At 71.3% G+C, this 21,014-nt stretch carries 17 protein-coding genes and 2 riboswitches; of the genes, 7 read left to right on the plus strand and 10 right to left on the minus strand.

Annotated features, from left to right (window positions below):
* Positions 1–36 precede the first annotated feature (36 nt).
* The 6 genes from KHC19_RS03520 to KHC19_RS03545 all read right to left on the minus strand — a co-directional run bounded on the left by KHC19_RS03520 (position 37) and on the right by KHC19_RS03545 (position 5,329).
* Positions 37–822, minus strand: a complete 786-nt coding sequence (locus tag KHC19_RS03520) for a DeoR/GlpR family DNA-binding transcription regulator (protein ID WP_213350612.1) — start codon at positions 820–822, stop codon at positions 37–39.
* A gap of 108 nt (positions 823–930) precedes the next feature.
* Positions 931–2,385, minus strand: a complete 1,455-nt coding sequence (locus KHC19_RS03525) for an AMP-binding protein (RefSeq protein ID WP_246548128.1) — start codon at positions 2,383–2,385, stop codon at positions 931–933.
* Between the two features lie 37 nt (positions 2,386–2,422).
* The gene (locus tag KHC19_RS03530; protein WP_213350613.1) at positions 2,423–2,980 is read right to left on the minus strand and encodes a biotin transporter BioY; all 558 of its coding nucleotides are present in this window, start codon (positions 2,978–2,980) and stop codon (positions 2,423–2,425) included.
* A complete protein-coding gene (locus KHC19_RS03535; RefSeq protein ID WP_213350614.1) occupies positions 2,977–3,588 on the minus strand; it encodes an energy-coupling factor transporter transmembrane component T family protein in 612 nt (203 codons plus the stop codon). The genes KHC19_RS03530 and KHC19_RS03535 overlap by 4 nt, the downstream gene beginning before the upstream one ends.
* Positions 3,585–4,361 (minus strand): energy-coupling factor ABC transporter ATP-binding protein, encoded by a 777-nt coding sequence (locus KHC19_RS03540; RefSeq protein WP_343207640.1) that lies wholly within the window; start codon positions 4,359–4,361, stop codon positions 3,585–3,587. Before KHC19_RS03540 ends, KHC19_RS03535 begins: the two co-directional genes overlap by 4 nt.
* 134 nt (positions 4,362–4,495) lie before the next feature.
* The gene (locus KHC19_RS03545) at positions 4,496–5,329 is read right to left on the minus strand and encodes an aldo/keto reductase (protein WP_213350616.1); all 834 of its coding nucleotides are present in this window, start codon (positions 5,327–5,329) and stop codon (positions 4,496–4,498) included.
* A 113-nt stretch (positions 5,330–5,442) separates the two neighbouring features.
* Here KHC19_RS03545 and KHC19_RS03550 point away from each other — a divergent pair, with 113 nt between their 5' ends.
* Complete coding sequence (locus KHC19_RS03550; protein WP_213350617.1) at positions 5,443–6,456, plus strand: NUDIX hydrolase; 1,014 nt, start codon at positions 5,443–5,445, stop codon at positions 6,454–6,456.
* Positions 6,457–7,465: 1,009 nt separating this feature from the next.
* On the opposite strand, the gene KHC19_RS03555 is transcribed toward KHC19_RS03550, so the two are convergent.
* Together KHC19_RS03555 and KHC19_RS03560 are read right to left on the minus strand one after the other, a co-directional pair.
* Positions 7,466–7,894 (minus strand): GNAT family acetyltransferase, encoded by a 429-nt coding sequence (locus tag KHC19_RS03555; protein WP_213350618.1) that lies wholly within the window; start codon positions 7,892–7,894, stop codon positions 7,466–7,468.
* A gap of 17 nt (positions 7,895–7,911) precedes the next feature.
* On the minus strand, positions 7,912–9,153 hold the full coding sequence (locus KHC19_RS03560) for a glycosyltransferase (RefSeq protein WP_213350619.1): 1,242 nt from the start codon (positions 9,151–9,153) through the stop codon (positions 7,912–7,914).
* Between the two features lie 306 nt (positions 9,154–9,459).
* On the opposite strand from KHC19_RS03560, the gene nadA reads away from it, so the two are divergent.
* The 4 genes from nadA (at position 9,460) to KHC19_RS03580 (ending at position 14,789) form a co-directional block, all read left to right on the plus strand.
* Entirely contained in the window at positions 9,460–10,512 is a 1,053-nt protein-coding gene (nadA, locus tag KHC19_RS03565; protein ID WP_213350620.1) for a quinolinate synthase NadA, read from the plus strand.
* A gap of 22 nt (positions 10,513–10,534) precedes the next feature.
* Positions 10,535–12,082, plus strand: coding sequence for an L-aspartate oxidase (locus KHC19_RS03570; RefSeq protein WP_213350621.1), 1,548 nt, complete (start codon positions 10,535–10,537; stop codon positions 12,080–12,082).
* A gap of 69 nt (positions 12,083–12,151) precedes the next feature.
* Positions 12,152–13,012 carry a carboxylating nicotinate-nucleotide diphosphorylase gene (gene nadC, locus KHC19_RS03575; protein ID WP_213350622.1) on the plus strand — a complete coding sequence of 287 codons (861 nt, stop codon included), beginning with the start codon at positions 12,152–12,154 and terminating at the stop codon, positions 13,010–13,012.
* 181 nt (positions 13,013–13,193) lie between these two features.
* Positions 13,194–13,296, plus strand: a riboswitch (glycine riboswitch).
* A gap of 1 nt (position 13,297) precedes the next feature.
* Positions 13,298–13,423: riboswitch (glycine riboswitch) on the plus strand.
* Positions 13,424–13,490: 67 nt separating this feature from the next.
* On the plus strand, positions 13,491–14,789 hold the full coding sequence (locus KHC19_RS03580; RefSeq protein ID WP_213350623.1) for a D-amino acid dehydrogenase: 1,299 nt from the start codon (positions 13,491–13,493) through the stop codon (positions 14,787–14,789).
* 94 nt (positions 14,790–14,883) lie between these two features.
* Here the strand turns inward: KHC19_RS03580 and KHC19_RS03585 are convergent, their stop codons facing one another.
* The gene (locus KHC19_RS03585; RefSeq protein ID WP_281418526.1) at positions 14,884–17,169 is read right to left on the minus strand and encodes a heavy metal translocating P-type ATPase; all 2,286 of its coding nucleotides are present in this window, start codon (positions 17,167–17,169) and stop codon (positions 14,884–14,886) included.
* 347 nt (positions 17,170–17,516) lie between these two features.
* Between KHC19_RS03585 and KHC19_RS03590 the strand changes: the two genes are divergently transcribed.
* On the plus strand, positions 17,517–17,792 hold the full coding sequence (locus KHC19_RS03590) for a metal-sensitive transcriptional regulator (protein ID WP_213350629.1): 276 nt from the start codon (positions 17,517–17,519) through the stop codon (positions 17,790–17,792).
* 430 nt (positions 17,793–18,222) lie between these two features.
* Here the strand turns inward: KHC19_RS03590 and KHC19_RS03595 are convergent, their stop codons facing one another.
* Entirely contained in the window at positions 18,223–19,485 is a 1,263-nt protein-coding gene (locus KHC19_RS03595) for a glycoside hydrolase family 5 protein (protein ID WP_213350630.1), read from the minus strand.
* Positions 19,486–19,663: 178 nt separating this feature from the next.
* Between KHC19_RS03595 and KHC19_RS03600 the strand changes: the two genes are divergently transcribed.
* Entirely contained in the window at positions 19,664–20,995 is a 1,332-nt protein-coding gene (locus KHC19_RS03600; RefSeq protein WP_213350631.1) for a GntT/GntP/DsdX family permease, read from the plus strand.
* The last annotated feature ends 19 nt before the right edge of the window (positions 20,996–21,014 follow it).

Consider the following 21,014-nt stretch of genomic DNA (forward strand, 5'->3'; position numbering starts at 1 on the left):
GGACGAGCCTAACCCGCGGCCGGAGCCGACGGAAGCTCAGAACGCCTCCTCGTCGGCGCCGCCGACCTCGATCAGCTCCACCTGGCCGCGGGCGCACACGTCGCGCAGCAGCGGCGAGGACACCGCATCGGTGACGAAGGTGTCGATCTCGTCGATATGGCCGATGCGCACCGGCGCCGAGCGCTCGAGCTTGGAACGGTCCGCCACCAGGATCACCTGCCGGGCATTGTCGATGATGGCGCGCGCCACCTGCACCTCGCGATAGTCGAAATCGAGCAGGGTGCCGTCCTCCTCGATCGCCGAGGCGCCGATCACCGCATAGTCGACGCGGAACTGGCGCACGAAATCCACCGCCGAGGAGCCGATCACCGCGCCGTCGGCATGGCGCACCGGGCCGCCGGCCATGATCAGCTCGATGGTCGGGTGACGGTAGAGCTCGGTGGCGACGTTGAGGTTGTTGGTGATGACCAGCAGGTCCTCGTGATTGCCGAGCGCGCGGGCCACCTCCTCGGTGGTGGTGCCGATATTGATGAACAGCGAGGCGCGGTTCGGCACGATGTTGGCCGCCGCCTCGGCGATGGCGCGCTTGGCGCCCTGCGCCATCACCCGGCGGGCCTCATAGGCGAGGTTCTCCACCCCCGAGGCCACCACCGCGCCGCCATGCACGCGCGACATCAGCCGCCGCACGCACAGATCGTTGAGGTCCTTGCGGATGGTCTGCGGCGAGACATCGAAACGGGAGGACAGGTCCTCGACGCTGACCCGCCCCTGGGCGCGGGCGAGCATCAATATGTCCTGCTGGCGCGAGGAAATGGCGTTCATTGTCGTTGGCCCCGCAAAGTCCCGCCCGCCGCCGGCGCGGCGACAGGCAGCCCGGCGAGGATTCGCGGTGATCCTGCACCATCGCCCGCCCCGACCGCAAACAAACCCTTAGCTGCGCTGCAACATCCGGCGCGGCCGCAGCGCCGCGGCCCAAGCCTCCAGCGCCCGCAGATCGGCTTTGCCGCCGGCGGTGCGCGGCCACTCGTCCCGCGCGAGAAAGCGGCGCGGCAGCTTGGCGGCCGGCAGATGCCGCCGGCAATGGGCGCGCAGGCCGGCGAGGTCGGCGGCGCCGGGACCGCGCAGCACCGCCACCAGCTCGATGCCGCGCAGCGGATCCGGCAGGCCGAACACCGCGGCCTCGAGGATGCCCGGCGCGCCCGCCAGCACCGCCTCGATCTCCTCCGGGTAGACGTTGAGGCCCGATGTCACCAGCATGCGCTTCTCGCGCCCGGCGAGGGTGAGGTAGCCGGCGGCATCGAGGCAGCCATGGTCGCCAATGGTGAGATGGCCGCCGTCGCGCCGCGCCTCCTCGCCGCCGCCGCAGGCATAGCCGTCGAACAGCATGGAACCGGCCACCCAGATGGTGCCGGTGGCGCCGGGCGGCAGATCGCGCCCGGCGGCGTCGCGTATGACGAGATCGACCCCCGGCGCGGCGCGGCCGACCGAGCCCGGCGGCACCGCCTCGCCCGGTCGCGTCAGGGTGATGAAGCTCGTCTCCGAGGCGCCGTAGAACTCGGCGATGCCCGCGCGGGGAAAGGCGGCGGCGACGAGGGCGCGGGTCTGCGGGCGCCATTTGGCGCCGCTGATCAGGATCAGCCGCACGCCCGGCAGCACGACGCCCTCCTCGACGGCGGCGCGGGCCAGCATCTGCAGCTGCGTCGGCGTCGCATAGAGCGCGGTGACGCCGTGCCGGACGATCGCCTCCAGCGCCCGCTGCGGATGGAACAGGCGCAGCATCACCGCCATGGCGCCGATGTGGAGCGCGTGCACCACGCCATAGAGATGCAGCGAGGCCGACAGGCCGCCCGGCGCGAGGATGACGTCGTCGGGCGTCAGGCCGAACGCCTGCTCGCTGACGGCGAAGCTGTCGATCCAGGAGCGGTGATTGCGCCGGTAGCCCTTGGGCAGGCCGGTCGAGCCGGAGGTGAAGCCGACATAGAACGGATCGGCCGGCCGCGGACCGGGCGGCGGCGTGCCCGCCGGATCGGCCGGCTCCGTCTCGTCGGCCCAGGTCAAAGCGGGGGCGAGCGCGGCGTCGACGGCGGCACGGTAGGGAGGCGGCCAGGCGGGGTCATAGACCAGCGCCTGCCGGCCGGCGACGGCACAGGCAAAGAAGGCGGCGGCGAGCGCCGGGCTGTTGCCCATGGCGAGCGCGATGCCGGCGCCCGGCGGAGAGCGGCGGGCGAGATCGGCGGCGCGGCGCGCCACCCGTTCGGCGAAGGCGGCGCGGGCGAGCACCTCCTCGCCGCAGGCCAGCGCCGGGCGATCCGGCGCCTGCCGGGCCAGCGCCGCCAGACGGTCGCCGATGGTGCGGTCCATCGCGGGATCTTCGGTAGTGTGCATGGCCGTCGCGAACCGGAATCCGCTCCGCTCGAATGCGCTAGCGGGCGCGGGAGAGCAGCGCCTCCGGCATGCCGCGCGCCACGGTCTGCGCCACCAGCGCGGTGAGCACCGCCTTGAGCGTGTCGCCGGGAATGAAGATCAGGCAGGCCTTGGCGGCGTCGACGAGCGAGAGATCGGTCTTCAGCGCCATGCCGGCGATGCCGAAGGCGTAGAGCACCACGATGCCGCCGACCACCGAGGCGATCAGCGCCGAGGCGAACACCGCATGGGCGCGCAGGAGGCTCATCAGCGCGCCGGCGACGAAGGCCGCCGCCACCCAGCCGAAGATGAAGCCGGCCGAGGGGGTGAAGAACACGCCGAGGCCGCCGCGCCCGCCGGCAAGGATCGGCGCGCCCAGCGCCACCACGAAGAGGACCAGCAGGATCGACAGCGCGCCGCGCTTCGCCCCCAGCATCACGCCGGCCAGCATCGCCCCCATGCTCTGGGCGGTGATCGGCACGCCGCCGGCGATCGGCAGGTCGAATTTCGGCATCAGCCCCAGCACGGCGAAGATCGCGGCATAGAGGGCGATCTGCACGAGCGCGCGGTCCTTCATCGGCGTGGTCCTTTCGGTGCGCCGCCGCGGGCGGCGAGCGCCTCGGCGGTGTGATGCGACAGTCTCAGCGTCTGGATACAGAAGGGCGCGAGCAGGCGCCAGCCGCCGCGCCGGCCGGTGCGGGCGCGCCAGCTCTCGTTCAGCGCCTCCCACAGCGCGAAGAGCAGCGGCACGAAGCGCAGCATCATCGCCACCATCAGCGCCACCGCGCGGGGCGACAGGCCGAACAGGGCGAGGGGACGCAGGATCGGCTCCACCGCATCCATCATGTCGTCCATGCGGGTGGTCATGGTGACGGCATTGGCGAGGAGGATCATGGCGAGGAGGCGCAGCGCCATGGCGATGCCCGCCGCGAGGCTGCCGGTCCACCAATGCAGCCCGACGAGGAGGACGAGCAGCGGGATCATCGGGCGCAGCAGCACCACCTGCCGCAGCGCCGCGCGGCCGAGGCTGACATAGAGCGCGAGCACCGCCGCCAGCAGGCCGCCCATCAGCGGCAGGCTGTCGAAGGGGGTGACGAGCAGGCTGACCAGCGCCAGCGCCAGCAGCTTCCAGCCGGCGGGGACGGCGTGCGCCCAGGTGCGCTCGCCGAGATAGAGCGAGATCAAAACGCCGCCCTCGCGTCCGGCGCGCCGGCGGCGTCCTCGGCGAAGGCGCGGTAGGCCTCGACCACCGTGTCCGGCGGGCCGTCCAGCCGCACCCGGCCCTCATGCAGCCAGATCACCCGGTCATAGCCGACGAAGGCGTCGAGCTCGTGGGCGACGAGGATCACCTGCTGCGGCAGCGCGGCGATCACCGCCTCCAGCCGGCGGCGGGTGATGAGGTCGAGGCTGGAGAAGGGCTCGTCGAGCACCAGCACCGCCGGCTGCATCACCAGCACGGCGATGATGCACAGAAGCTGCTTCTCGCCCTCGGAGAGCGCGTGCACCGGCCGCTCGGCCCAATGGGCGCGACCATGTCGGGCGAGCACCGCCTTCGCCTCCTCGCGCGCCTGCCGGCGCGGCCGGCCGGCCTGCTCCAGGCTGAAGCCGATCTCCTCGGCGACGGTGGGGAAGATGATCTGGTGGTCGGGGTTCTGGAAGATGAAGCCGACCTTGCGCGGCAGCTCGGCGGCCTGCTCGCGGGTGTCGAGCCCGTGCACCTCGACGCGCCCGTCGTCCGGCACCAGCAGGCCGTTGAGCAGGCGGATCAGCGAGCTCTTGCCGGAGCCATTGGCGCCGATCAGCCCGATGCGCCGCTCGGCGAGCGTGAGCGACACGTCGGCGAGCACGGTGCGGCCGCCGCGGGCGAGCGTGACGCGCTTGAGGCGGATGGCGGTGCCGGCCGCCGCATCCCGCCCCGACCCACCGCCGTCAGGACCGGGCTTGGCCCGATGATCCACGCCTGCATCGGCCGAAGGCATGGATCCCCGGGCCAAGCCCGGGGATGACGATGCTTCGGGCAAGCCCGGGGATGACGACGCTTCGGGCAGGCCCGGGGATGGCAGGGCGCGAGATGGCGGGCGGTCGACGATGGTCACAGCATTTCCAGCGAGCGCTTGCGGCTCGGCGGCGGGAAGGCGGCGTCGAGCTTCGCCAGATCCTCGGCGTCGAGCTTCACGTCGCGCGCGCCGGCGTTCTCGCGCATGTGCTCGGGCCGCGACGCCTTGGGGATGACGATGTTGCCGGGATCGCGCAGCGCCCAGGCCAGCGCCACCTGGAACGGCTTCACCCCATGCCTGGCGGCGATCTCCGCCAGCACGCCCGCCGTCTTGATGCGGCCCTGCTCGATCGGGCTGTAGGCCATCAGCGGCATCTCGTGCTGCTGCAGCCAGGGCAGGAGGTCCCATTCCGGCCCGCGGCGGGTGAGGTTGTAGAGCACCTGGTTGACGGCGCAGCCCTCGCCGCCGGGGGTCTCGTAGAGCTCGTTCATGTCGTCGGTGTCGAAGTTCGACACGCCCCAGTGACGGATCTTGCCCTGGCTCTTGAGGTGCTCGAAGCCGATGATGGTCTCGGCCAGCGGCACGCCGCCACGCCAGTGCAAGAGATAGAGGTCGAGCCGGTCGGTGTTCAGCCGCTTGAGGCTGCGCTCGCAGGCGGCGATCACGCCGGCGCGGCTGGCATTGTGCGGATAGACCTTGGAGACCAGGAACACCTTGTCGCGCAGCCCCGCGAGGGCGTCGCCGAGGAAGCTCTCGCAGGCGCCCTCGCCATACATCTCGGCGGTATCGACCAGCTTCAGGCCGAGCTCGACGCCGAGGCGCACCGATTCGGCCTCCTCCTTCCGCGCCGCCGCGCGCTCGCCCATCATCCAGGTGCCGATGCCGAGCGCGGGAACCCTCTCGCCGCCGGGAAGCTGAACCGTCTTCATCGCGACTTTCCTTACCTTGGCCTCACCTTTTGCGTCCTGACGGGCATGCCACCGCCGCCGCCGCCGCGCAAGCGTGCTATTCATAGGCGGCCGTCCGCCTGTCCCGGAGTCCCATGTCCAGCGCGCCGTCCCAGAGCCTCGCCCCGCCGCCCGCCGCCGAGCAGGACAACGAGCTCGGCATCGAGCTCAGCGCGGTGATCCTCGCCGTCACCGGCGACGACCCCAAGGTGCTCGCCATCCGCCACGGCGAGGAAGTTGGGCGCGAGAGCGGCGGCCGCGAGGGCCTTCCCTCCGGCCCGCTGGAACGCGGCCACCGCACGCTGGAGATCGGCCTGCGCAGCTGGGTGGAGCGGCAGACGCTGCAGCATCTCGGCTATGTCGAGCAGCTCTACACCTTCGGCGACCGCGCCCGCGGCGAGGACGGGCGGCGCTCGCTCTCCCTCGCCTATCTCGCCCTGGTGCGCGAGGCGCGCCCGGCCGGCGACGCCGATGCTAGCTGGCAGAGCTGGTACCGCTATTTCCCCTGGGAGGACTGGCGCGGCGGGCGGCCGGCGGTGCTCGACACCCTCGTCCACGGCCTGCGCGCCTGGGCGGCGGCGGCCGAGCCGCGGCTCGCCGACATGCGGGCCGACCGCATCACCCTGTGCTTCGGCGGCCCGATGCCCGGCGGCCTGGTCGGCGCGGGCTGGAACGAGGAGCGGGTGCTGGAGCGCTACGAGCTGCTCTACGAGGCCGGCCTCGTGCCGGAGGCGCTGCGCGAGCGCGGATCCGAGCGCGGCGCCCCGCCGGCGGCCGGCGTCGAGATGACCGTCGACCACCGGCGCATGCTGGCGCTCGCCATCGCCCGGCTGCGCGGCAAGATCAAGTATCGCCCGGTGGTGTTCGAGCTGATGCCGCCGAGCTTCACGCTGCTGCAGCTGCAGCGCACGGTGGAGGCGCTGTCGGGCACGCTGCTGCACAAGGGAAATTTCCGCCGCCTGATCGAGCAGCAGCGCCTTGTCGAGGAAACCGGCGAGAGCAGCGCCGAGACCGGCGGCCGGCCGGCGCGGCTGGTGCGCTTCCGCCGCGAGGTGCTGCTGGAGCGCCCGGCCCCCGGCGTGCGCCTGCCGAGCGGCGGGCGGCGCTAGGACGGCGCGTCGACCTCCGGGGGCACCTCCCTCTCTCCTCCATCGGCCATCGACGTGCAGCCGCTGGCGCGATCGGCGGAACCTCTCTCCCTCTCCCCGCCCGAACTCGGCTGTTGCCGGGTTGAGCGGGAGAGGGAAGGAAAGACGGGCGGATCGCAGCTCGACGCGACATGGCGCCGCCTGCCGCTCGACCGTCATTCGCGGCGGGGTGTCGCCAGGAAACGCAGAGCGACGTCATGGCCGGACCTGGTCCGGCCATCCGTGCCTTTCGGCCCAACCGGAGTGGCGTCGTGCGAAGGCAGACATGGATGCCCGGGACGAGCCCGGGCATGACGCCATCGGGGAGATACCCCGTACAAAGCGCCATTCGGGGCCTATCCGTGCCGAGGCAATCGCCCCGATGTCGTCCCCCCTCACCGACCCGCTGCGCGGCCGCCTCGGCGCGCCGATCAGCCGTCGTTCGCGGCGGGGGTGTCGCCAGGAAACGCAGAGCGGCGTCATGGCCGGGCTGGTCCAGCCATCCACGCCTTTCGGCCCAACCGGAGTGGCGTCGTTCGAAGGCAGACATGGATGCCCGGGACGAGCCCGGGCATGACGCCATCAGGGAGATGCCTCATACAAAGCGCCATTCGGGGCCTATCCGTGCCGAGGCAATGGCCCCGATGTCGTCCCCCTCACCGACCCGCTGCGCAGGCCGCCTCGGCGCGCCGATCAGCCGTCGTTCGCGGCGGGGGTGTCGCCAGGAAACGCAGAGCGACGTCATGGCCGGATTTGGTCCGGCCATCCACGCCTTTCGACCCAATCGGAGTGGCGTCGTTCGAAGGCAAGCGTGGATGCCCGGGACGAGCCCGGGCATGACGCCATCAGGGAGATGCCTCATACAAAGCGCCATTCGGGGCCTATCCGTGCCGAGGCAATCGCCCCGATGTCGTCCCCCTCACCGACCCGCTGCGCGGCCACCTCGGCGCGCCGACACGCGGCGGCCGAGGCATCGACATCTGGAGACGCCTCAGTCGTGGCCGTCGATCCATTTCGACATCACGGTGCGCGGTGCCACCTCGAAGCCGAGATGCTCGTAGAACGCGATCACCGGAGTATTGGTCTCGCGCACCAGAAGCTGCACCTTCACCACGCCGCGCTCGCGCAGCCAGCGCTCGCCGGCCTCCACCAGGAGCCGGCCGATGCCCTCGCCCTGCCGGGAGGGCGCGGCGGCGACGTAATAGAGCCAGCCGCGATGGCCGTCATGGCCGACCATCACGCTGCCGACGAGCGCCCCGTCGTCGGCCCGGGCCACCAGCACATCGGAGGCGGCGCCGGCGCGGGCGAAGCGGAAATCCGTCGCCGGGTCGTTATAGGCCACGGTGAGCCCGCAGGCGTGCCACAGCGCCACCGCCTCGGCCTCGTCATCGGCCCGCGCCGATCCGACGGTGATCCCCATGTCCCCCGCGCTCCCGCTCACCGGCCGCCCAGCCGGCGCCAGCGCCGCTTCCACCACGCGCGGAACCCCAGCTTCCCCAGCCGCCCCTGAACCTCGTCGAGACGCTGCGCCAGCCGGGCCTGCGCCTGTTCCTGCCGCTCCTGCGCCTGTGCCAGCCGCGTCTGTCCATCGGCCAGCCGCTCCGTCAGCGCGACGAGGGCGTCGAGCCGGGCGGCGCTCGCCGACTGCGCCTGCGCGAGCTCCCGCAGCCCGGCTATCACCGGCTCGCCGGAGGCGACGGCGCCGGCCAGCGCCGCCTGTGCCTCGGCGATCTCCTGCAGGCGGGCCAGCAGCGGCGCCTCGATGGCGTCGAGCCGCTGCCGGACCATTTCGCGATAATCGGCGATGACGTGCAGCAGCGTCATGATCGACCCGCCGGCACCGGGATCGGCGTTGAGATGGGTGCGCAGCAGCGCGTTGCGGTAGAGCACGTTGTAGCGCGCATGCAGCGCCCGGCCGGCCTCGACCGAATTGCCGTAGGAGCCGGTGGCTTCCGGGCGCAGGTGGTAGTAGGCCAGCGGCTGGTCGAGAGTGCCGATGTCGCCCGCCGCGAAGACGCGCAGATTGTAGTCCCAGTCGCCGATCACCGGCAGATGGGGATTGTAGAGGCCGATCTGCCGCACCACCGACATGCGGATGAGGAAGGCGATGGGGCAGAAGACGTTGCGCGACAGGAGCTGGATGCCGTCGAGATTGGGCTGCCAGTCGTGCCAGGGCTCGCGGGAGAGCTCCACCACCCGGTCCGGCTCCAGCCGCTCATAGACGCGGGTCATGCGGGTGAGTACGGCGGCATAGCCGCGATTTTCCTCGCGCCGGAGGAAACCGACGGTCTCCTTCAGGAAATCCGGGTGCCAGGCATCGTCGTCGTCATGCACCACCAGGAAGTCGCCGGCCGCCCCGTCCTGCGCCTGCGCCGCCGCCAGCGCCCGGTTCGAGGCGGCCTCCATGCCGAGGCTGACCGGGTTGTGGATCACCGTGACCCGGTCCGCGAACGCCGCGCGATGCGGGGCCAGCGTCGCCTCCACCGCCCCGGCATCGCCGCCGTCATTGACGAGGTAGAGATGCCAGTCGGCATGGCTCTGCCCGAGCACGCTGGCCAGCGCCCGCCCCAGCAGCAGGTTGCGGTTCCTGGTGCGGGTGATGATCGCCACGCGGCCGCCGCCCGGCGCGGCCGACATCCAGTCGCTCTGCGACGGATAAGGCGGAGTGAAGCTCGGCATGCACGGTTCCCCAGGGCACCCCTGCCCGGCTCCTAGAGCCGGCAGCGACCGGGGCAAGTCAAGCCTTCCGCCGGCGGTTTTTCCAGCGCGGCGACGGTTCGGCGGCAGGTGTTGCCACAAGGTTTCCGCCGGCCCCGCGCCGGCCGGCACGACGATAGGGAAGCGGCATCGGCCGATCTGTGACGAACGGTTGACAGCGACTTATACTCAGTCCTAGCATAAGCCAGCTTAGGAATGGTTGCCGGGCCTTTGGCCCGGTTCTTCTCGGCCCTAATTATACTCAATTCGAGCATAAGGGAGGTCGCGATGCTCGACGCCATCGCCACCCGTGAGGACACCGCCCCCTCCGACCGGCCGCGCCGCGACGGCGCCGGCGAGGCTCTGCCGCTGCCGCATCTCTATGCGCGCGTCGCCCGCCACGTCACCCCGGCGGAATGGCCGCTCCACGCCCGCGAGGTCGCGGCGATCGAGCGGCTGAAGCGCGAGCGCAACGCGGTGATCCTCGGCCACAACTACCAGGCGCCGGAGATCTTCAACACGGTGGCCGACATCGTCGGGGATTCGCTGGCGCTGGCCCGCGAGGCGGTGAAGGTCGAGGCCGACGTCATCGTGATGGCCGGCGTGCATTTCATGGCCGAGACGGCCAAGCTGCTGAACCCGTCCAAGACCGTGCTGATGCCGGACATGGCCGCCGGCTGCTCGCTGGCCGACAGCATCACCGGCGCCGATATCCGCTTGATGCGCCAGCGCTATCCCGGCGTGCCGGTAGTCACCTACGTCAACACCTCCGCCGAGGTGAAGGCCGAGAGCGACTATTGCTGCACCTCCGGCAACGCCGCCAAGGTGGTGCGCCACGTCGCCCGCGAATGGGGCGTGGACCGCATCCTCATGCTGCCGGACGAATATCTCGCCCGCAACGTGCAGAAGCAGGTGCCGGAGATCGAGCTGATCGCCTGGAAGGGCCATTGCGAGGTGCATGAGCGCTTCACGCCGCAGGACATAAGCGACCTGCGCGAGAACCATCCCGGGGTGGTGGTGCTCGCCCATCCCGAATGCCCGCCGGAGGTGGTGGCCGCCGCCGACTATGCCGGCTCCACCGCCGACATGGCCGACTATGTCGGCCGCGAGAAGCCGGGCCGGGTGGTGCTGATCACCGAATGCTCCATGGCCGACAATGTCGCCGTGCATCATCCCGACATCGAGTTCGTGCGGCCCTGCAACCTGTGCCCGCATATGCGCCGCATCACGCTGCCGGGCATCCGCCGGGCGCTGGAGACCATGGAGGGCGCGGTGGAGATCGACCCGGCGCTGGCCGAACGGGCCCGCGCCGCCGTCGAACGCATGATCGCCATCCGCTAGCCCTGCCGCCGGGACGACATCCATGACGCAGACCGACCGCGCGCCCCGCGATGGCGCCCTCGTCATCGGCGGCGGCATCGCCGGGCTTTCCACCGCGCTGCGCCTCGCCGGCGCCGGGCTGGAGGTGACGCTGCTGGTCGCCGGGCCGCTCGGACCGGGCGCGGCGACCTTCTGGGCGCAGGGCGGCATCGCCGCCGCGCGCGGCGCCGACGACCGGCCGGACCTGCACGCCATCGACACGCTGACCGCCGGCGCCGGGCTTTCCGAGCCGGAAGCGGCGCGACGGGTGGCGGGGGCGGCGCCGGCCGCCATCGACTGGCTGCTCGGGCTGCGCACCCCCTTCGACCGCGACGCGCAGGGCGCGCTGGCACTGGGGCTGGAGGCGGCGCATTCGCGCCGGCGCATCGTCCATGCCGAGGGCGACGGCACCGGCCGGGTGGTGCTGCAGACGCTGATCGCCGCGGTGCGCGCCTGCCCGGCGATCACGCTCCTCGAAGGCGCACGTGCCACGGCCCTCCTCGCCGACGCGCAGGGGCGCATCGCCGGCGTCGGGCTGCGCGACGCCGGCGGACGTCCCGCCGCGCTCGCCGCGCGGGCGGTGGTGCTGGCGACCGGCGGGCTCGGGGCGCTCTATGCGGCGACCACCAACCCGCTCGGCGCCACCGGCTCGGGGCTCGCTTTGGCGGCGCGGGCGGGAGCGGTGATGCGCGACATGGAGTTCGTGCAGTTCCACCCCACCGCCATCGCCTGCGGCCCGGCAATGGCCGAAGGCCTGCCGCTGCCGCTCGCCACCGAGGCCCTGCGCGGGGAAGGCGCCCGCCTCGTCAACGACCGCGGCGACCGCTTCATGGCCGATATTCCCGGCGCCGAGCTCGCCCCGCGCGACGTGGTGGCCCGCGCCATCTTCGCCGAGCTGGCGGCCGGGCGCCGCGTGGTGCTGGACGCGCGGCTGAAGGAGATCGAGCGGCGCTTCCCCGCCGTGGTGGCGCTGTGCCGCGCCAACGGGCTCGACCCGGTGCGCGAGCCGATCCCGGTGCGGCCGGCGGCGCATTACCACATGGGCGGCGTCGAGGTGGATGCGCGGGGCCGCACCTCCCTGCCCGGCCTGTGGGCCTGCGGCGAGGTGGCCTCCACCGGGCTGCACGGCGCCAACCGGCTCGCCAGCAACTCGCTGGTGGAGGCCCTCGCCTACGCCTCATGGATCGCCGCCGACGTGGCGGATGGCACAGCGCCCGGCGACCCGGCGCCGGCCGCGGTGCCGGAGGCCGCCGCGCCGCCCTCCCCGGCCCTGCGGGCGCTGATGGAACGGCATGTCGGGGTGGTGCGCGACGAGGCGGGGCTGCGCCAGGCCGTCGCCGCGCTGGCGGCTGCCGGCGACGACGACGCGGCACGGGTGGCGCTCATGGTCGCCTCCGGCGCCCTCGCCCGCGCCGAGAGCCGGGGCGGGCATTTCCGCACCGATCATCCGCATCCCGCCGCCATCGCCCGCCACAGCCGCATCACGCTCGCCGGGACGCTGGACGCCGCCATGGAGGCCGCCGTGGCGACGGACGAGCGCCGGGTGGCCTGAGCCGGCCGTCCCCGAAAATCGCCTTCCAGGCGAGGCCCCGGCTTCGCCGACATCGCAGAAGAGCATGCCATGACACTGTCCCCGCTTCCGCGCCTGATGATCGAGCCGCTGGTGCGCGCCGCCTTCCTGGAGGATCTCGGCCGGGCCGGCGACATCACCACCGACGCGGTGATCCCCGCCGGTCTCGCCTTTTCGGCGGTGATCGGCAGCCGGCAGCCGGGGGTCGTCGCCGGCCTCGACGTCGCGGCGCTGGCCTTCGGGCTGATCGACCCGACGCTGCGAGTGGAGATCCTGCGCGGCGACGGCACGGCGGTCGCGCCAGGCGACCCGGTGCTGAAAGTGGAGGGCAATGCCCGCGCCATCCTCACCGGCGAGCGGGTGGCGCTGAACTTCGCCAGCCATCTCTCGGGCATCGCCACCGCGACCCACTCGCTGGTGAGCGTGGCGCGCGCGCATGGCAAGGCGCAGGTGGTGTGCACCCGCAAGACTACGCCGGGCCTGCGGGCGCTGGAGAAGCACGCGGTGAAGGCCGGCGGCGGCTCCAACCACCGCTTCGGCCTCGACGACGCGGTGCTGATCAAGGACAACCACATCGCGGTGGCCGGCGGGGTGAGCGCCGCCATCGCCCGCGCCAAGGCGCATGCCGGCCACATGGTGAAGATCGAGGTGGAGGTCGACACGCTTCCCCAGCTCGACGCGGCGATGGCGGTCGGGGTCGACGCGGTGCTGCTCGACAACATGGACCCGGCGACGCTGGCGCAGGCGGTGCGGATCGTGAACGGGCGGGCCCTCACCGAGGCATCCGGGCGTATCAACCGAGAGACCATCGGGCCGGTGGCGGCGAGCGGGGTGGACCTGATCTCGGTCGGCTGGATCACCCATTCGGCGCCGGTGCTCGACCTGGGGCTCGACGCGCTGGAAGCCGCCTAGCGGCAGGATTTCCGCAGCATCTGCCGGGCGGGGCTATGCCGTCCGCCGCCCGGCGGGCGGACGTGCCGTGCGGTCGGCGACGGGTGCTCTCCGCCTTTCGCAGGGGGTAGCGGAGAACGGATTGTCGCACCCTTGCCCTTGAAACGGGCATGCTTTTGTGCGATGCATATAGGGGTCTGCTAATGGCCATGCGGGAGAGATCGACCCTCCCGAAATGGATGCGTGCCGGCGCCGACGGAGCAACCCCCCAGGAAACTCTCAGGCAAAAGGACCGCATGGTCAGGACAATCTGGAGAGAGGTGCCGGCGCACGGCTGAACTCGCGCCAGGCATCCACCGAAGGGGAAGCCCGGGAAGGCGACGGTTCGTCCGTCCATCTCGGGGCGAGCTCTCAGGTATCCGCGACAGATTGGGGACAGCCGGCCGGAACGCCCCGCGAGGGGGACCGGCCTTGTGGTCCTCAAGCGCGGGAGAGCCCCATGCGCAGCTTCGCCGTCATCGGCGCCGGCATCACCGGCATCACCACCGCCTATGCCCTGATCAGGAAGGGCTACGACGTCACCGTCATCGACCGCCAGCGATACCCGGCGATGGAGACTTCCTTCGCCAATGGCGGCCAGCTCTCGGCCTCCAATGCCGAGGTATGGAACTCCTTCGCGACCGTGCTCAAGGGCATCAAATGGATGCTCACCCCGGACGCGCCGCTGCTGATGAACCCCAAGCCCTCCTGGCACAAATACAGCTGGATGGCGGAGTTCCTCGCCAACATCCCGAACTACCGCGCCAATACGGTGGAGACCACCCGGCTCGCCATCGCCTCGCGCAACTACATGTTCGAGATCGCCGAGCGCGAGAAGATCGAGTTCAACCTCGAGAAGCGCGGCATCCTGCACATCTACCGCGACAAGGCGAGCTTCGAGGGTGCCGGCCGCGTCAGCCAGATGTATGCCGAGGGCGGGCTCGCCCGCCGCGCGGTGACGCCGGACGAGATGCGCGCGATCGAGCCGACGCTGCACGGCGACTATTATGGCGGCTACTTCACCGACTCCGATTCCACCGGCGACATCCACAAATTCACCCGCGGCCTCGCCGATGTGTGCAAGCGGCTGGGCGTTACCTTCATCAACGAGGCGACCGTCGAGGGCGTGACCCACACCGGCAAGGGCGCCGGGGGCACCGGGATCGACATCGCCTTCTCGGTCGCCGCGCCCGACGAGAGCGGCCTCGTCGCGCATGAGACCCGCTCCTTCGACGGTGTGGTGGTGTGCGCCGGCGTCGGCTCGCGCGACCTCGCCGCCAAGCTCGGCGACCGGGTGAACATCTATCCGGTGAAGGGCTATTCGATCACCGTGATGCTCGACGACGAGAAGAGCCAGAACGGCGCGCCCTGGGTGAGCCTGCTCGACGACAAGACCAAGATCGTCACCTCGCGCCTCGGCAAGGACCGCTTCCGCGTCGCCGGCACCGCCGAGTTCAACGGCGAGAACCGCGACATCCGCAACGACCGGGTGAAGCCGCTGATCGACTGGACGCGCCGGCTGTTCCCGGACGTCAACACCAGCCGCGTGGTGCCGTGGGCGGGCCTGCGGCCGATGCTGCCGAGCATGATGCCGCGCGTCGGCGCCGGCAAGCTGCCGGGCGTGTTCTACAACACCGGCCACGGCCATCTCGGCTGGACGCTCTCCGCCGTCACCGCCCACATGGTGGGCGAGAAGATCGCCGCCGCCCTGCCGGTGGAGGCGCCGCTCGCCGCTTCCTACGCCATCGCGGCGGAATGAGGCGGAACGGATAGCCGCGCGGACAGACCCCCGCCGCGCGGCGAAGCGCGAAATGCCCGGCCCCGCGCCGGGCATTTTCGTTTCGGGGCGGGCGTCACAGCCGCGCCGCCCGCAGCCGCAGCGCATTGGCGATGACGCTCACCGAGGAGAGCGACATGGCGAGCGCCGCCACCATCGGCGACAACAGGATGCCGAAGATCGGGTAGAGCACGCCCGCCGCGATGGGCACGCCGCCGGCATTGTAGACGAAGGCGAAGAACAGGTTCTGCCGGATGTTCGCCATGGTGGCCGCCGACAGCCGGCGGGCGCGCACGATGCCCATCAGGTCGCCCTTGAGCAGCGTCACCCCGGCGCTCTCGATGGCCACATCCGTGCCGTGGCCCATGGCGATGCCGACATCGGCCGCCGCCAGCGCCGGGGCGTCGTTCACCCCGTCGCCGGCCATGGCGACGACGCGGCCCTGCTTCTTCAGCCGCGCGACGACATCGGCCTTGTCCTCCGGCGAGACTTCGGCCTCCACCTCGGCAATGCCGAGCCGCCTGGCCACCGCCTCCGCCGTGGTGCGGTTGTCGCCGGTGAGCATGACGACATGCACGCCATCGGCCGCGAGCGCCTTCAGCGCCTCGGGGGTGGTGTCCTTCACCTTGTCGGCGATGGCGAGGATGGCGGCCGGCTTGCCGTTCACCGCCAGATAGATGGCGCTGGCGCCATCCTTGCGCAGCGCGTCGGCGCGGGCCTCGAGCGGTGACACGTCGATGCCGAGGTCCTTCAGGAAACCGGCGGAGCCGATCATCACCCGCTTGCCCTCGACCATGCCATAGGCGCCCTTGCCGACCGGCGAATCGAAGCCGCGCACCTTGGGCAGGTCGAGGCCGCGCGCCTTGGCCGCCTCGAGAATCGCATGCGCTAGCGGATGCTCGGACGGTGCCTCGACGGCGGCGGCGAGGCGCAGCGCGCCGGCCTCGTCGAAGCCATCGGCCGGCTCCAGTGCGACGAGGCTGGGCTTGCCTTCGGTCAGCGTGCCGGTCTTGTCGACGACGAGGGTATCGACGGCGGCGAGACGCTCCAGCGCCTCGGCGTTCTTGATCAGCACGCCCATCTGCGCGCCGCGCCCCACCCCGACCATGATCGACATCGGCGTCGCCAGCCCGAGCGCGCAGGGGCAGGCGATGATCAGCACCGCCACCGCGGCGATGAGGCCATGGGCGAATTTCGGGTCCGGCCCGAACAGCGCCCAGGCGGCGAAGGCGACGAGCGCGCAGGCGACCACCAGCGGCACGAACCAGCCGGCGACACGGTCGGCAAGCCGCTGGATCGGCGCTCGCGAGCGCTGCGCCTCGGCCACCATCTGCACGATGCGCGACAGCATGGTGTCGCGGCCGACCTTCTGCGCGACCATGACGAGGCCGCCGGAGCGGTTCAGCGTGCCGCCGATCAGCCTGTCGCCGACCTCCTTGGTGACCGGCATGGATTCGCCGGTGACGAGGCTCTCGTCGAGCGCCGAGCGGCCCTCCTCCACCGTGCCGTCGACCGGCACCTTCTCGCCGGGGCGCACGCGCAGCTTGTCGCCGACCGCGATGGCGTCGAGCGACACCTCTTCTTCCGAGCCGTCCGGGTTCAGGCGACGGGCGGTCTTGGGCGCGAGGTCGAGCAGCGCCTTGAGCGCGCCGGAGGTCTGCTCGCGGGCGCGCAATTCCAGCACCTGGCCGAGCAGCACCAGCACGGTGATGACGGCGGCGGCCTCGAAATACACCGCCACCGTGCCGTCCGCCGCGCGGAAGGCGGCCGGGAACAGGCCGGGGGCCAGCACCGCGACGAGGCTGTAGAGATAGGCGACGCCGGTGCCGAGCGCGATCAGCGTGAACATGTTGAGATGGCGCGAGACCAGAGACTCCCAGCCGCGCTGGAAGAACGGCCAGCCCGCCCACAGCACCACCGGGGTGGCGAGCACCAGCTGGATCCAGCTCGAGGTTTCCGGCGGCACGAGATGATGCAGCGCCGGCACCAGATGGCTGCCCATCTCCAGCGCGAACACCGGCAGCGTCAGCACGAGGCCGATCCAGAAGCGCCTGACCATGTCGATCAGCTCGTGGTTCGGGCCGTCGTCGAGGCTGACCAGCACCGGCTCCAGCGCCATGCCGCAGATCGGGCAGGAGCCGGGGCCGATCTGGCGGATCTCCGGGTGCATCGGGCAGGTATATTCCGTGCCCTCCGGCACCGGCTCCGCCGGCGCCTTGTCGCCGAGATACCTGTCCGGGTTGGCGATGAACTTCGTGCGGCAGCCCGCCGAGCAGAAATAATAGGTGAGGCCGTTATGGTCGGCCTTCAGCGTCGCGGTGTGCGGATCGACATCCATGCCGCAGACCGGGTCCTTGGCCATGTGCGACCCGCCGGCCGGCGCGGGATGGTGATGGGCATGTGCAGGCCCGTGAGCGTGCGAATGAGCGGGCGCGGCGGCGTGGCCGTGCTCATGATGAGGCCCGCCGCAGCAGGAGGCGCCGGGCGCCTCGGCCGCCGCCTTCGGCGCGGGATCATGGGCATCTCCGCCGCAGCAGGAAGAAGCCTCCTCCTTCGGCGCGGCATGGGAATGGCCGCCGCAGCACGATTTTCCCTCATCCTGCGAAGGGGCCGCCGGATCGTGGTCGTTTTGCGCCATGCCTTCCTCCTCATACCCCACCCGGGTATCCATGACTTGCGATATATACCCTGTGGGGGTATATGACAAGCATGCAGAACGATACGCGCTCCTCCTGTCTGAAACGCCTCAGCCGCATAGAAGGCCAGGTGCGGGGCATCTCCCGCATGGTCGAGGACAACCGCTATTGCATCGACATCGTCACGCAGGTGGCGGCGGTGCGGGCGGCGCTGAAGCGGGTGGAGGAAGAGGTGCTGCGCGACCATGTCGCGCATTGCGTGGAGCACGCTATTGCCTCCGGCGATCCCGACGAGCAGCGCAGGAAGATCACCGAGCTGGTGGAGACGCTGGGCAAGGTGAACGGCTAGCGGGGGTTCCGCACCGGTTGTCCGCGTGGCGGCGGCGACCATAGGATGCGACGTCATGGCCGGAGGTGATCCGGCCATCCACGCGGCATTGACCGGCGCATCCGGTCCAAGACGTGGATGCCCGGGACAAGCCCGGGCATGACGGACTGCCGGTTGGACGGTTTGACGGGTTGGATGGACCGCCGGTCGGATGGACTGCCGGATTGACGGACGGCTGGATTGGCGGCTGGACGGCGGGGCGGCGGGGCGGCGCCCCGTCTTCGCTCCACCGGCACGCCCTCATCCTGAGGTGCGAGCGTAAGCGAGCCTCGAAGGATGTTCGGTGAAGCGCGCCCGGACGAGCATCCTTCGAGACCCGGCTGACGCCGGGCACCTCAGGATGAGGGCGTGCTTGCCGGGCGGACGTACCAAGATGCGGAAGAATGCCGCCTCAGGGCGCCGTCAGCCCCAGCGAGGCGACGTAGCCGCGGTTGATCGTGGTGTTGGCGAAGCGGGCGTTCTCCAGATATTCCCGCAGCGTCGCCACCACCTGCTCGCGCGGCGGCTTCGGCATCGACGCCCATTCCGACCGCGGCGCCGAGCCGAATGCGGCGATGGCGTTCCAGCCCTCCGGCAGGGTGATCGACGACACCGTCGAGCGGGAATCGAGGTTCTTGTAGGTCCAGAAGCTCCAGCCGATGCCGAACTTCTCGTTCATCGCCCGGTATTTGGCGTTCCATTCGTCGGTGAGCTCGCCGGTCTCGCCGAGGAAGATCGGCACGCCCCAGCGATGGGCGAAATTGACGTAGTCCTGCACCTCGCGCCGCTCCGGGCTGGCCCAGAACTTGTGGTAGGTGTAGCCGACATTCGAAGCGAAGGGCGGGCCGAACACGTTGAAATTGGTGCTCCACTGCGCGGCGGCGAGGATCACCGGGTGGTTGGGATCGACCTTGCGGATCGCCGCGGTGATCTCGGCATAGAGCGGCTCCAGCCGCGGATTGAGATAATCCATGTCGTGATAGGGCGAGATCGGCTCGTTGAGCAGGTCATAGGCCAGCACCGCCGTCTCGTCCCGGTACCGCGCGGCGATGGCCGTCCACAGCGCAAGGGTGCGACGCTTGAACTCCGGCACATAGAAGGTCAGCGGATAGCCGACGCCGTCATCGTGGTTCACCCCGGTCTGGCCGCCGGGCGCGGCATGGATGTCGAGGATGAGCTTGATGTCATGCGCCCTCGCCCAGCCGACCGCGCGATCGATCAGCGCCCAGCCCTCGCCGTTCGGATCGACCTTCGAGGGATCGGCCGGATCCATGAAGAACTTCCAGTGCAGCGGCACCCGCGCGGTGGTGAAGCCGGCCGCCTGCAGGAAGGCGAGGTCCTCCTCGCGGATATAGACGTCGCGGAACGCCTTCCAGAATGTCGCCGCCTCCTCCGGCCCGGCGAGATAGGCGATCACGTCCTCGATCTCGCGCGGCGAGCGCTGGACCTTGAACTTGAACATGTAGCCTTCCGGCAGCAGCCAGTTACCGAAGCTCATGCCCTTGATGGGGAACGTCGAGCCGTCCGGCTTCACGAAGCGCGGGCCCTCGGCGCGGACGAAGCCCGGGGAGGGAGGCGGCGCGGAACCGGCCTCCTGCTGGGCGACGGCCGGCGCGGCGAGAGCGAGGAAAGCGGCGAGGAGAGCCGGGAGGAGGCCTGCGGGGCGAGCGATCATGGCCGGCAGGCTAGCGCATGTCGCCGGCGCGGGAAATCACCGCGATGCCGGCCTGGTGCGATGCGAGGGGCGGGGTGACAGCGCCCCCTCGCTCGGGCTAACCATGGCCGACACCGTTTTTTCCCGCCGCCTTTTTCATCCCCGCCGCGCTGGCGCAACATCACGGCTTCTCCCGTCCATGTCGCTTTACCAGGCCGCCTTCTTCGTCCTCGCCGTCGTCCTCGTCCTTCTCGTCACCGCCCGCGGCAGGGTGCTGCCCCTGCTGGCGCTGCTCGTCGGCGCCGCCGGCTTTGGCTACGCGGCGGGCATGTCGACCAGCCATTTCACCAAGGCGTTCGGGCTCGGCTTCGCGCAGAGCGTGAACGGGCTCGGCCTCACCGTGCTGGCGGCGGCGTTCCTCGCCGCCATCGCCGATGCCGCCGGCGCCACCGCGTGGCTGCGGGAGAAGGCGCGCGGCTGGCGCACCCGCTCGGCGCCGCTGGCGGCGCTCGGCCTCGTCTCCGGCGTCGCCTCGACGCCGGCCGCCGCCTTCGCGGTGCTCACCCCGCTCACGCGCGCCATCGGCGGCGGGGCGCCGCGCGCCGCGACGACGCTCGGCCTTTCGCTCTCCGGCGCGCACGGCCTGCTGATCCCGGCGCCGGTGATGCTGGCCAGCGTCACCATCCTCGCCGCCGACTGGACGCTCGCCCTCGCCTATGGCCTGCCGGTGGCGGTGCTCGTCACCCTTATCGGCCTCGGCTACGCCCGCGCCACCGCCTCCGGCCGGCCGCTGGACGCCGATGCCAGCGCGGCGATGGACGGCGACAGCCTGCACGCGCCGCGGCGGGCGGCGCTGGCGCTGGTGCTGGTGAGCATCGGACTGATCGCGCTGCTGATCACCCAGTCGCTCGGCGACATCGCCTCCGAGCCGCTGGGCGGCGGCTCCAACCGCGAATTCCTGCTGGCGCTCGGCCGGCCGCCGGTGCTGCTGCTGGCCGGCGTGGCGCTGATGCTGCTGCTGAGCTGGCACCGCGAGGAAGGCGCGCTCGGCGAACGGGGCTGGGTGGGGCGCGGCCTCGCCTCGGCGGCCGGGCTGATCCTGCTGATCGGCGTCGCCGGCGGCCTCGCCAAGATGGCGCAGGAAACCGGCATGGCGGAGATGAACGCCGAGCGGCTGCTGGGCTGCCGCCCCGCCGGCGCGCTGGCGCTGCTGCTGCCCTTCGCCGTGGCGGCGGCGATGAAGACGCTGCAAGGCTCGTCGCTGGTCGCCGCCATCACCGCGGCCGGCATGATGATGGAGCTGGTCGCGCCGCTCGGCCTCGACGATCCAGCCGGGCGGACGCTCGCCGCGCTGGCCATCGGCGCCGGCGCGATGACGGTCTCCCACCTCAATGACGGGCTGTTCTGGCTGGTGGCGCAGGCCGGCCGCCTGTCGCCCGCATCGGCGGTGGCGCGCTTCTCGCTGGGAACCGCGATCCAGGGCGGCGTGGCGCTCGCTGCCCTCATCTTGCTGCGTTTGGCCGCTAGCTGAACCGTTCGGGGGGAGACGC

The organism is Ancylobacter oerskovii (genome assembly GCF_018390555.1).
Classification (GTDB): domain Bacteria; phylum Pseudomonadota; class Alphaproteobacteria; order Rhizobiales; family Xanthobacteraceae; genus Ancylobacter; species Ancylobacter oerskovii.